This is a genomic window from Amycolatopsis circi (genome assembly GCF_003385235.1).
GTDB classification, from domain to species: Bacteria; Actinomycetota; Actinomycetes; order Mycobacteriales; family Pseudonocardiaceae; genus Amycolatopsis; species Amycolatopsis circi.
This window is the reverse complement of the sequence record NZ_PQIA01000210.1, coordinates 1-11269: the sequence shown is the minus strand read 5'-3', so window position 1 is coordinate 11269 and position 11269 is coordinate 1. Positions and strand designations below refer to the sequence as shown.

General features: G+C 69.1%; 10 protein-coding genes. 6 read left to right on the top strand and 4 right to left on the bottom strand.

All coding sequences use genetic code 11. The features are described from left to right. The first annotated feature begins 576 nt into the window (after positions 1 to 576). Positions 577 to 1773 carry a multidrug effflux MFS transporter gene (locus D0D37_RS44015; RefSeq protein ID WP_116206497.1) on the top strand — a complete coding sequence of 399 codons (1197 nt, stop codon included), beginning with the start codon at positions 577 to 579 and terminating at the stop codon, positions 1771 to 1773. On the opposite strand, the gene D0D37_RS44010 is transcribed toward D0D37_RS44015, so the two are convergent. Continuing rightward, positions 1727 to 2971, bottom strand: coding sequence for an NAD(P)/FAD-dependent oxidoreductase (locus tag D0D37_RS44010; RefSeq protein ID WP_116206496.1), 1245 nt, complete (start codon positions 2969 to 2971; stop codon positions 1727 to 1729). The genes D0D37_RS44015 and D0D37_RS44010 overlap by 47 nt on opposite strands. A 180-nt stretch (positions 2972 to 3151) precedes the next feature. Between D0D37_RS44010 and D0D37_RS44005 the strand changes: the two genes are divergently transcribed. Both D0D37_RS44005 and D0D37_RS44000 read left to right on the top strand, forming a co-directional pair. Next, on the top strand, positions 3152 to 3388 hold the full coding sequence (locus tag D0D37_RS44005) for a hypothetical protein (protein ID WP_244223890.1): 237 nt from the start codon (positions 3152 to 3154) through the stop codon (positions 3386 to 3388). Between the two features lie 64 nt (positions 3389 to 3452). Further along, a complete protein-coding gene (locus D0D37_RS44000) occupies positions 3453 to 5414 on the top strand; it encodes an SDR family oxidoreductase (protein ID WP_116206495.1) in 1962 nt (653 codons plus the stop codon). A gap of 52 nt (positions 5415 to 5466) precedes the next feature. Here the strand turns inward: D0D37_RS44000 and D0D37_RS43995 are convergent, their stop codons facing one another. Then, positions 5467 to 6795, bottom strand: coding sequence for an aminotransferase-like domain-containing protein (locus D0D37_RS43995; RefSeq protein WP_116206494.1), 1329 nt, complete (start codon positions 6793 to 6795; stop codon positions 5467 to 5469). A 116-nt stretch (positions 6796 to 6911) separates the two neighbouring features. Between D0D37_RS43995 and D0D37_RS43990 the strand changes: the two genes are divergently transcribed. After that, entirely contained in the window at positions 6912 to 7721 is an 810-nt protein-coding gene (locus D0D37_RS43990) for an ABC transporter ATP-binding protein (protein WP_116206493.1), read from the top strand. 1 nt (position 7722) lies between these two features. Here D0D37_RS43990 and D0D37_RS43985 read toward each other — a convergent pair whose 3' ends face one another. Both D0D37_RS43985 and D0D37_RS43980 read right to left on the bottom strand, forming a co-directional pair. Continuing rightward, complete coding sequence (locus D0D37_RS43985) at positions 7723 to 9546, bottom strand: transglycosylase domain-containing protein (protein ID WP_116206492.1); 1824 nt, start codon at positions 9544 to 9546, stop codon at positions 7723 to 7725. 52 nt (positions 9547 to 9598) lie between these two features. Continuing rightward, positions 9599 to 10321 carry a FadR/GntR family transcriptional regulator gene (locus D0D37_RS43980; protein WP_162834781.1) on the bottom strand — a complete coding sequence of 241 codons (723 nt, stop codon included), beginning with the start codon at positions 10319 to 10321 and terminating at the stop codon, positions 9599 to 9601. 72 nt (positions 10322 to 10393) lie between these two features. On the opposite strand from D0D37_RS43980, the gene D0D37_RS43975 reads away from it, so the two are divergent. Further along, positions 10394 to 10981 carry an ArsR/SmtB family transcription factor gene (locus D0D37_RS43975; RefSeq protein WP_116206491.1) on the top strand — a complete coding sequence of 196 codons (588 nt, stop codon included), beginning with the start codon at positions 10394 to 10396 and terminating at the stop codon, positions 10979 to 10981. Continuing rightward, positions 10981 to 11160 carry a hypothetical protein gene (locus D0D37_RS43970; protein WP_116206490.1) on the top strand — a complete coding sequence of 60 codons (180 nt, stop codon included), beginning with the start codon at positions 10981 to 10983 and terminating at the stop codon, positions 11158 to 11160. Before D0D37_RS43975 ends, D0D37_RS43970 begins: the two co-directional genes overlap by 1 nt. The last annotated feature ends 109 nt before the right edge of the window (positions 11161 to 11269 follow it).

Below are 11269 nucleotides of genomic sequence, written 5' to 3'. Positions count from 1 at the left end.
GGGTGTCGGCGACGGGGACGGGGTGCGCGAGGCCAGCGACGAGAACCGGCGAGATTCCCCCGACAGCTCCGACGCGACTGGCGGGCGGGGTGTCGGCGACGGGGACGGGCGCGATTCCCGACGCAGCCCCGATTCGGCACGCAGGTCGCGCATCAGCGACGAAGACGAGCTGCATCCAACCGGCGTACAGAACCGGCGCGATCCCCGGGACAGCCTCGGCACGGATGGCGGCCCGGAGATCAGCGCGGACGGCGGTTGGTGTGCCGCTGAGCGGGCAGTGCCGTTGCCGGACGGTGCGGGCTTCTCGCGACGGAGGACTCCGCGGCTGATTATTCGGCGGACGATCACTCCACGGCGGACCATTCGGCAGCCAAATACTCCGCCACCGAACGTTCCGGCCCGGAGCCCACGACAGAGCACCCCGCCGCAGACTATTCGGCGGACGACCACTCCGCCACGAACCGCACCGCCCCGGATCACTCCGCGGCCGATCACTCCGCCACAGCCCCTTCCACCACGGAGCACCCAGCCGTCGAACACACCGTCACCCTCCCTGAGCACCCTCGCCAGGGCAAGATCCGACGTCTCCTCATCCTCGGCGGCCTGTCCGCCTTCGGGCCCCTCTCCATCGACATGTACCTCCCCGCCCTCCCCCGGATGGCGGGCGACTTCCAGGCCTCCGACACCACCGTCCAGTTGACGCTCACCGCGTTCGTCGTCGGGCTGGCGGTCGGGCAGATCATCGCCGGGCCGTTGTCGGACTCCTTCGGGCGGCGGCGGCCGTTGCTGGTCGGGCTGGGGTTGTACATCGTCGGGTCAGTCGCGGCGGCGGCCAGTCCGGGGGTTGAGCTGTTGATCGCTGCCCGGAGTGTTCAGGCGCTCGGCGCGGCGGCGGGGATCGTGATCGCCCGCGCGGCTGTCCGCGACCTCTATACCGGCACCGCGATGACGAAGTTCTTCTCGCTTCTCCTGTTGGTCAACGGGCTCGCGCCGATTCTCGCGCCGGTGCTCGGCGGGCAGCTGCTCACGTTCACGTCCTGGCGTGGCGTGTTCGTCGTCCTCACCGGGTTCGGCGCGCTGCTGCTCGCTGCGGTCGCGTTCGCGCTGCCGGAGCCGCTCCCGGTCGAGCGTCGGCATCCGGCGCGGCTGGGTGGGGTGCTGCGCACGTACGGACGGCTGCTCACCGACCGCACGTTCCTCGGTTACGCACTTACCGCTGGGCTAAACTTCGCCGCGCTGTTCGCGTATATCTCGGGTTCGTCGTTCGCGCTCCAGGACGTTTACCGCCTGAGTCCGCAGGAATACAGCGTCGTCTTCGGGCTCAACGGCGTCGGCATCGTACTCGCCGGGCAGCTCAACGGGTGGCTCGTCGGCCGGTTCCCCGAGCGGGCGCTGCTGCGCGCGGGGCTGACTGTGTCGACGATTTCCGGTCTCGTGACGCTGGCCGCGGCGACCATGCGACTGCCGTTGCCGATGCTGCTGATTCCGTTGCTGTTCATGGTTTCCTGCATCGGAATCATCAGTCCGAACGCCAGTTCGCTCGCCCTCGCCGGGCACGCGCGCACGGCGGGGTCGGCGTCCGCGCTGCTGGGCGTGCTGCAGTTCGCGATCGGCGGGATCGCGACGCCGTTGGTCGGGCTCGGCGGGCAAGGCACGGCGGTTCCGATGACCGCCACGATGGCCGGGTTCGGGGTGCTCGCCTTGCTGTCGTTCGTGACGCTGACGGTCAGCCCAAGTCGGCGAGGTTCCCGCTCCGCAGCTGGTCGTCGGTGACCGCGATCCGTTCGTCGACCAGCTTCTGCAGCGCGTCCCCGTCGTCCCACTGGTTCACGTTCATCGCGGCCGAAACCTCGCCGTCCGGGGTCACCCAGAACGCCGTGAAGTCGTAAGCCGCGAGGTCGCCGCGCACCACGACGCGGTCCCGGTCCAAGACGGGCAGGCCGCGGTATTCGCAGCCGATCGCCGGGCCGCCGCGGTCTGGGTCGTATTGGTCGGAGAAGAAGTACGGGCTGTTCAGGTACGGCTCGTTCGCACCGAAGAGGTTGGCCGCCACGTGCTCGCCTTGCGTACGCGCTGTCGCCCAGTGCTCGACGCGTACGCGACGGCCGTAGCGCGGATGGAACTGCGAAGCGATGTCGCCGATCGCGTAGACGTCAGGTGCCGCTGTACGCAGACCGGCGTCGACATCGACACCACCGTCGTCTGCCAGTTCCAGGCCAGCAGCGTGCGCCAGCTCGACGCTGGGGGCCGCGCCAACCGCGATAAGGACAACGTCGGCGTACAGCTCTTCGCCGCTCGACAGTCGGACGCCGGTCGCTGCTGTGTCACCAGTGATCGCTGCGACGCCTTCGCCGAGACGCCATTGCACGCCGTGTTCTACGTGCAGGCGGTAGAACGCTCCGGCCACCTCATCGCCGAGAACGTTGGCGAGCGGCAGCTTCTCCGGAGCAACCACAGTCACCTCGGCACCGTGCGTACGCGCGGCTGCGGCGGCTTCGGTGCCGATCCAGCCTGCGCCGACGATCAGCACCCGCTTCGCTGCTTCGAAGGCCGCGCGCAACCGCAGTGCGTCATCGAGGGTGCGAAGCGTGTAGAGGCCGGGCAGGTCGGCGCCTGGCACCTTCAACGTCCGCGGGCGCGAGCCGGTCGCTAAGACGAGACGGTCGTAGCGGTGTTCGTCACCGGCGTCGTCGAGGACTAGGCGTGCTCCCAGTTCGACCCGGGTCGCGGTGGTGCCGGAGAGCAGCCGGATGTCGTGCTCGGCCCAGAAGACGTCGTCGCGGACCCAGTCGGGTTCGTCGGCGTTGCCGAGCAGCACTGCTTTCGACAGCGGCGGCAGCTCGTACGGCCGGTGCGTGTCGGCTCCGATCAGCAGGACGTCGCCGTCGAAACCGCGCTCGCGAACTGTCGCGGCCGCAGTGGCGCCGGCCAGCCCGGATCCGACAACGACGATCTTCCGAGGTTCCGACATCCGTCCTCCTGAGTGCCCGCAGCGTGCGGTGGCCGACGCTACTCCGGTATCCGGCTGGTCACACCCGGTGGAAAACCCGCCGGTAGGCAATTCGGGTGAACCGGCGTAAGCCGCCCGGGAGGGCCCGGTCACACCCCCGCACGAAGGACACGGGTACGACGTGATCGGAGGGCGAGGGTCGTGACAGCGCGGGACGACAGTGCGGTGCGGAACGAGTGGACGGTCGGCTGCCGGGACCTGGCGGGCAGGCGCCGGGACGTGACGGTGTTCGTGAGCAGTGACGACAAAGTCGTCCTGGTCGCGCCGCCGGGAGAGGCAGCGGTGCTGGGGCCGCTGGAGGTCGGGCGGCTGCGCGCGGCCCTGCGCGACGCCGTGGCGGCCACCGCGACGTCGGCGCGACGCACCGGGACCGACTGACAACTACCGTTCCTACTCATGAGTAGGTAGAGTCGGCACCCGCAGACCCCGAAAGGTGCCGGCCATGACCACCTACTTCGTCACGGGCGCGACGGGCTTCCTCGGGAAGCGCCTGGTCGCCCGGTTGCTCGCGCGGCGGGACACGACCGCCGTCCACGTGCTCGTCCGCAACACCTCGCGCGACCGCCTCGCCGAGATAGCGCGGGACTGGCCGAACGCCGATCGCCTTTTCCCCGCAGTCGGCGACCTCACCGAACCGCTGCTAGGCCTCGACCCGGCCGGTTACGACGGGGTCGACCACGTCGTCCACCTCGGCGCGATCTACGACTTCACCGCCGACGACGCGGCGAACCGGGCCGCGAACGTCGAGGGCACTCGCAGCCTGCTCGCCTTCGCCGCTGCCGCCGGCGCGGGACTGCTGCACCACGTCTCGTCCATCGCGGTCGCGGGCGATCACGCTGGCCGCTTCACCGAGGCCGACTTCGACCTCGGGCAGTCCTTCAGTTCTCCGTATCACGCCACGAAGTTCGAGGCCGAGAAGCTGGTCCGGGACCAGACCGACGTGCCGTTCCGCATCTACCGGCCCTCGGCGGTCGTCGGCGATTCGCGCACCGGCGAGATGGACAAGATCGACGGCCCGTACTACTTCCTGCCCGCCATCTCGCGGTTCGCCGCGCTGCCGAAGCAGCTGCCGCTCGCCGCGCCTGATTTCGGGGCTACCAACCTTGTCCCGGTCGACTACGTCGTCGCCGCGATGGAAAACCTCATGCACCGCGAAGCGCCTTCGGGCAGTACGTATCACCTCGCTTCGCCGCGACCGCAGAAGCTGCACGAGGTCTACAACGCGTTCGCCCGCGTAGCCGGAGCGCCGCGCGTACGCACGACGGTGCCGTCACGCCTGCTTCGCAGCACAGCGTCCCGTCTCGCTACCGCTGTAGACCGCCTGCCGACTGGACGTGCAACGCGCGCAGCAGTGTTGACAGAGTTGGGAATTCCGCTCGAAGTACTCCCCCACCTGAACATGGAGGTGGAGTTCGACACCGCGCGCACCACCTCGGAGCTGTACGGCAGCGGCGTCCACCTTCCCGAGCTTCGCGACTACGCCGAACCTCTGTACCGCTACTGGCGCGCGCATCTCGACCCGGATCACGCTCGCCGTCCAGGGCTCGAAGGACGCGTTGTCCTCATTACCGGTGCTTCGTCCGGCATTGGCCGCGCCTCTGCGCTCGCTATCGCGCGTCGTGGTGCGAAGGTGCTTCTTGTCGCGCGGCGCGGCGAAGAACTCGAAGACGTGCGTAGCGAGATCACCGCAGCAGGCGGCGAAGCGGCGACGTACCCGTGCGACCTCACTGACGGCGATGCGGTCGACGGTCTCGTGAAGGCCGTCCTCGCCGACCATGGTGCGGTTGACGTCTTGGTGAACAACGCCGGACGGTCCATCCGACGCTCGGTGCAGCTGTCGACGGAACGGTTCCACGACTACGAACGCACCATGGCCATCAACTACTTCGGCCCGGTTCGGCTGATTCTCGGGCTGTTGCCGTCGATGACCGAACGCCGGTTCGGCCACGTCGTGAACGTCACCACGCAGGGCCTGCAGACCGACACCCCGCGGTTTTCCGCTTACCTGGCTTCGAAAGCGGCGCTCGAGGAGTTCAGCCTGACCGCCGGGCGCGAGACGCTGTCCGACGGCGTCACGTTCTCCTCGGTCCGGATGCCGTTGGTGCGCACGGACATGATCGCACCGACCGGGTCGTACCGCGGACTGCCCGCGAGTTCGCCGGAACGCGCCGCGGCGCTGGTGGTGAAGGCGATCGAGCGGCGGCCGCAGATCCTGAGCCTGCCCGAGGGCCGGGCAGCGGAACTGGCCTCGCTGGCAACGCCGAACCTCGCCCGGTTCGCGGCGCACCTCGTGTACCGGGTGATGCCGGAATCCGCCCCAGAGGCCAAAAAGCGGCCGCGGCAGCCCGCTCCGGCGGCGGTCGCGGCAACACTCACGCGGCTGGTGTGGCGGCGGAAGGCTTAAGCGCTTGTGAGTGTTTACGCCGGTTCTAACCGGCATAAACACTCACAAGGCCCTACTCCACCAACGCATCCTCCGGCACGCCCCTAGCCAACCCGGCCAGCACCCCCAGCGCGCTCGCCAACGTCTCCTCCGCGGGCGCGGACACCGCGATCCGCACCGCGTTCGGTGCGTGCCCCGGCACCACCGAAAACGCCGCTGCCGGGGACAACGCGATCCCCCGGCGCGCGGCGGCAGCCACGAAAGTCTCGGCCCGCCACTGGTCCGGCAGCATCCACCACCGGTGGTAAGCCGAGGCGTCGCCGTACACCTGAAAGCCCGCCAGCCGGTCAGCGACAATCCTCGCCCGCGCCCCGGCGTCGGCGAGCTTCGCTGCTTCGACCTCCGCCAACACGCCGCCGGTGATCCACCGCCGCGCCGCCTCCACGGAGAAGCGCGACGCCGCCCAGCCGCCCGACCGGATCGCGCTCGCCAGCCGCGCGACCCACGCAGGCGGCACCACGAGGAATCCGGCGGTGAGCCCGGGCGCGACGCGTTTCGACAGGCTGTCCACGAAAACCGTCCGCTCCGGCATCAGCGCGGCGAGCGGTTCGGTGTCCGGGCGGAGGAAGGTGTAGATGCCGTCCTCGATCACCGGCAGGTCCAGCCTGCGAACGGTCGCGGCCAGTTCGGCGCGGCGCTGCGGCGGCATCGTGGTGCCGAGCGGGTTGTGCAGGGTCGGCTGAACGTACAGCGCTCGCACCGGAGCGCTCGCCGCGAGCGCGGCCGGGACCAGGCCGTGCGCGTCGGTTTCGATCGGCACCAGTTCGATGCCGAGCCGGGCCGCCGCGGCCTTGACCACCGGGTACGTCAGGGATTCGACCGCCAGCCGCTCGCCGGTCGGCACGAACGCGGCGAGTGCGGCGGCGATGCCCTGGCGTCCGTTGCCCGCGACCAGGACCTGGTCCGGATCCGGCGTCCAAGCGCCGCGCGCCAGCATCGTGGCGGCTGCCTCGCGAACCGCTTTGGTGCCGGCCGCGCCGAGCGGATGCAGGGCGTCGGTGAAGACGTCCGCGCGCAGCACGGGTTCGAGTGCTTGCGCGAGCTTGGCCGATTGGCTTGGCAGCACAGCGAAATTGAGTTCGAGGTCCACGCGCGCGTCGCCGGGTTCGGACAGCGCCGGTTCGGGACCGGGCTTCGCCGCGCGGACGAAGGTGCCCCGGCCGACCTCGCCGATCGCCAGTCCGCGCCGGACGAGTTCGCCGTACACGCGGGCCGCGGTGGAGCCGGCGCTGCCGCGGTCGCGCGCGAAGCGGCGCTGCGGCGGCAGCCGGTCGCCGGGCCGCAGCCGGCCGGCTTCGATGTCGGCGGCGAGTTCGTCCGCGACGACGCGGTAGTCGTCCATCCCACCCTCGCTCTGCCGGGATTCTCCCGGACGCATCATGGCACCGGCCGGTCACTCATCGCTAATGCGACCCGCGGAACTCCCCGAACGGGGGTCACTAGGTTAGCCTTACCTGTGTGGCACTGACGAGCGAAGACACCCGACTGCACGCCGAGGACCTGACCCTGGCCTACGACGGCCGCACGGTCGCCGAACGGCTCGGCGTGGTCATCCCGGACAAGTCGTTCACGGTCATCGTCGGCCCCAACGCCTGCGGCAAGACGACGCTGCTGCGCGCGCTCGCCCGCATGCTGAAGCCGCGCGCGGGCTCGGTCTACCTCGACGGCGAGGTGATCACCAGCTACGGCGCGAAGGAGGTCGCGCGGAGGCTCGGGCTGCTGCCGCAAAGCTCGATCGCGCCGGACGGAATCACCGTGGCCGACCTCGTCGCCCGCGGCCGGTACCCGCACCAGAAACTGCTGCGCCAATGGTCCCGTGACGACGCGACGGTGGTCGCCGATTCGATGCGCGCGACCGGCGTTGACGACCTCGCCGAACGGATGGTGGACGAACTGTCCGGCGGGCAGCGCCAACGCGTCTGGATGGCGATGGCGCTGGCGCAGCAGACCGACCTGCTGCTGCTCGACGAGCCGACGACGTACCTGGACATCGCGCACCAGCTCGACATCCTCGACCTCTGCGCGACGCTGCACAGCGAACAGGGCCGCACACTGGTCGCGGTGCTGCACGACCTCAACCACGCGGCCCGGTACGCGACGCACCTGATCGCGATGCGCGACGGGAAGGTGCTGGCCACCGGGACGCCGGAGGAGGTCGTGACGGCGGAGAACGTCGAGCGGATCTTCGAGCTGCCGTGCCGGGTGATGGAGTGCCCGGAAAGCGGGAGCCCGATGGTGATTCCGAAGGTCAGCCGCCGGGCCGCCTGATTCAGCGGCGGGCCATGAACGACCGCCACACATCGGCGGGCACTGACGAACCCGTCACCTTCTTGCCGTCCGCGTCGAGCAGCTTGCGGTCGTCGTCGGAGCCGAGCCACACCGCCGTCGCCAGCTGTGGCGTGTAGCCGACCGCCCACGCGTCCTGGTTGTCGCGCGAATTGCCGCGTTCGAACTCGCCAGTGCGCAGGGCCGCCGCGCGACCGTCTGGCAGCGTCGTCCGCAACGCCGAGGTCACGTCCTGTGCCACCTCCGCCGGAATAGCGGAAACCGGCTCGTTTTCGTGCTGCCAAACGACTTTCCCCGACTGGTCGAGCACCTTGTCCACCAGGTGCACCGCCGAGTGCCTCCCGTTGGCGGCGTAGGTCGCGTACGCCCCGGCCACGTCGAGCGGCCGCATCGGATACCGGCCGACGACGATGCCCGAGCCGATCGTGGCCCCGTCCTGTTCGCGCATGGTCGGCGTGCCGTCCACCTCGTCCGGAATCCCCGCCGAACGCGCCGCCGCGCTCACCTCGTCAACACCGATCTTCTTGGACACCATGATGAACGGCGTGTCCGCCCCTGAAGTCAACGCGCTGCGCAAGGTACAGGGCTGCGAGCACTTCGACGGGTACTCGAACTTCTCGCCGAGGTACTGAATCTCCTTGGGAGCAGCCACTTTCTCGTCCAGCGACATCCCGTTCTTCAAGCCAGCCGCGGCGGTGAACGGGTAGAACGCGGAGCCGAGCGCGTGGCCGGTCGCCGCATAATCCCGGACGCCGTTGTTGCCGCCGTCGTACGCGCGCACCGCACCGTTCGTCGGATCGACCGCCACCAACGCACCGCGAAACTCCGCTGGCTCTCCCTTCAATCGGTCGCTCAGCGCGACGTGCGCGGCGTTCTGCAGACCTGGGTCGAGGGTGGTTTGGACGGTCAGATTTCCTTGCTGCAAACGGGAAATCGAGAAACCGGCCGTTTCCAGTTCGGTGAGCACTCGCTGTTTGAGGTGGTACTGGTCGTAATTCAGGCTCACCCTCGTCTCTGCGGGCGGCTTGATCTCCGCACCCGGATAAGCCATGTCGTCGGCATTCTTCAGATAGCCGCGCTCGACTAGCTTGTCCCTCACGTATCGCCAGCGTTTCGCCGCGTGCTCATCGCCGGAGGCCGCTGGGTCGTGCACCGACGGCGACTGGATCATCCCGGCCAGGAACGCGGCCTCGCTCCAGGTGATGCTGTTGTCGAGCGGGCGGCCGAAGAACGCGTTCATCGCCGCGGCCGGGCCGAAAGTGTTGCGGCCGAAGGAAATGATGTTGACGTAGCTCTCGAAGATCTGCTCCTTGCTCTGCTCCTGGGTGATCTTCGTGGCGAGCACGAGTTCCTGCATTTTCCGGGAGAGCGTCGAATCCTCGTCGCCGGTCGATTTCTTGATGTACTGCTGGGTGATCCCGGACCCACCGCCGACTCCGGTCAGGAACGCGCGGCCGATCCCGGTCGGGTCGAAGCCGGAGTTGGCCCAGAAGGTCGGGTCCTCAGTGGCGACGATGGCGTCGCGCAGCTTCTGCGGGATCTGGTCGAACGGCACGAACCGCCGATCGCCGCCCGGGGGCACGATGCGCAGCAGTTCGCTGCCGTCGGAGTACTTCAGCGTGACGGTTTTGCCGAGCGAGGCGAGGACGTCCTGCGGGCTGCGGACGTCCAGCAGCAGGTAGGCGATCCAGAACGCGATCAGCGGCACGCCGACCGCGAAGCCGGTCAGGTAGTAGGCACCTCTGCGGACGCGGCGCCACTTGCGACGGACAACAGCGGATTGGTCACTCTCCGGGGCTGGCTCCACGAATGAAGGACGACTGAACTAGTGACAAGGTTCTGTCTACCCGGTGAATTGATCACGCGAGGAACGCGCGCAACAACGACGCGGTGCCCTCGATGTGCTCAGCCATCGCCTGCCGGGCGGCCACCGGATCGCCGGCCAGGATCGCGTCGACGATCGCCTCGTGCTGCGCGTTCGAGTGCTCCAGATTGGGTTCGAGGAGCGGAATCCGGTCGAGCAACCGGTTGACCCGCGTGCGTGCGTCGGCGACCGTGCTGGTCAGCGACGCGGACGCGGTGACCTCGGCGATCGCCAGGTGCAGCCGCGAATCCTTGCGCCGGTAATCGGCGAGACCGGCCGCCGACGCTTCCGCGAGCGTGCCGGTGAGATGCTGCCGATCAGCCGGGCTCAACGTCCGCGCCGCGGCCGCCTCCGCCGCGCCGGTCTCCAGCACATGCCGCAGGCACAGCGCGTCTTCCAATCCCGCCGCGTCCACCTCGCCGACCTCTCGCTCCGCCGGATCCGGCAGGTTCTCGTTCACGAACGTGCCGCCGTACCGCCCGCGCCGCGACTCGACGTACCCCGCGTCGGCCAGCGCGCGAATCGCCTCGCGCAAGGTCACCCGGCTGACGCCGAGCCGCTCGGCCAGCTCTCGCTCCGACGGCAACCGGTCCCCCGCGCCGACGACCCCGAGCCGGATCGCCTGCAACAGCCGCTCGACGGTCTCCTCGAAGGCGTTCCCGGCACGCACCGGCCGGAACAGGGCCGCGTTCGCGCTCACCACCGAGGTCGACTCCACCTGTCCGATTCTATGCTGCCCGATTGCAGAGAAGTCTTTGCAAAGAGTTCTCTGCGGTCTACAGTACGGAGCATGTCCGACGAACGCCGCGCCCGCCAGATCGACGCCCGCACCCTGCGTGCGCTGGCGCATCCGTTGCGGATGGAACTGCTGGACCTGCTCACCGTCGACGGCCCTGCCACCGCGACCGGGCTCGGCAAGCGCGTCGGCGAAAGCTCCGGCACCACGTCCTGGCACCTGCGCCAGCTCGCGGACGCCGGACTCGTCGAGGAAGACACCAGCCGGGGTTCGAAGCGCGAACGCTGGTGGAAGGCGGCGCAAGACTCGACCCGGATGCGCGCGGCCGACTTCGTCGACGATCCGGAGATGGCCGGACCGCTCATGGCTTTCCTGCACCAGCACGTGGACATCCGCTATCGCGAACAAGCACAGTTCGTCTCGGAACTGCCGCGCTGGGCGGACGAATGGCGGGACAGCGCGACGCTGAGCAGCACCCGGATGCCGCTCACCCCGGGCGAATCCCAGCGGCTGATCGAAGAAATCGAAGCGGTGATCGAACGCTACCGCCGTCCGGCCCGTCCGGGCGACGAAACGGTGATCACGCAGTGGGCGGCGTTCCCGCACGCGACCGTCACATCCGAAGACCAGGGGGAATCCTGATGGACCCGTTCCTGACCGCGCTAGCCGCCGCCCGGCACGACGAACTGCGCGCCGCCGCCGTCCGCTGCCCGCCCGCGCCGAAAGCACCCGCCCGACAACGACTCGGCTGGTGGCTCATGGAACTGGGCCTGCGGCTCGCCACCCCGAAACGCCGTGAAGGACTCCTTGAGGGAATCTGACCTGGATCCACCGGTGTTTGTGGTGTTGTAGGCCGTGTCTGGACGCGCAGATGCCCTCTGGCCTGGGATGGTTGTTCTTGCGAAGGAAAGACCAATCCGAGCGAGAGGG

Bases quoted from the DNA above. Each gene is read 5' to 3' on its own strand.
- D0D37_RS44010 (WP_116206496.1), bottom strand. From the start codon at position 2,971: ATGTCGGAACCTCGGAAGATCGTCGTTGTCGGATCCGGGCTGGCCGGC.
- D0D37_RS44000 (WP_116206495.1), top strand. From the start codon at position 3,453: ATGACCACCTACTTCGTCACGGGCGCGACGGGCTTCCTCGGGAAGCGC.
- D0D37_RS43995 (WP_116206494.1), bottom strand. From the start codon at position 6,795: ATGGACGACTACCGCGTCGTCGCGGACGAACTCGCCGCCGACATCGAA.
- D0D37_RS43975 (WP_116206491.1), top strand. From the start codon at position 10,394: ATGTCCGACGAACGCCGCGCCCGCCAGATCGACGCCCGCACCCTGCGT.
- D0D37_RS43970 (WP_116206490.1), top strand. From the start codon at position 10,981: ATGGACCCGTTCCTGACCGCGCTAGCCGCCGCCCGGCACGACGAACTG.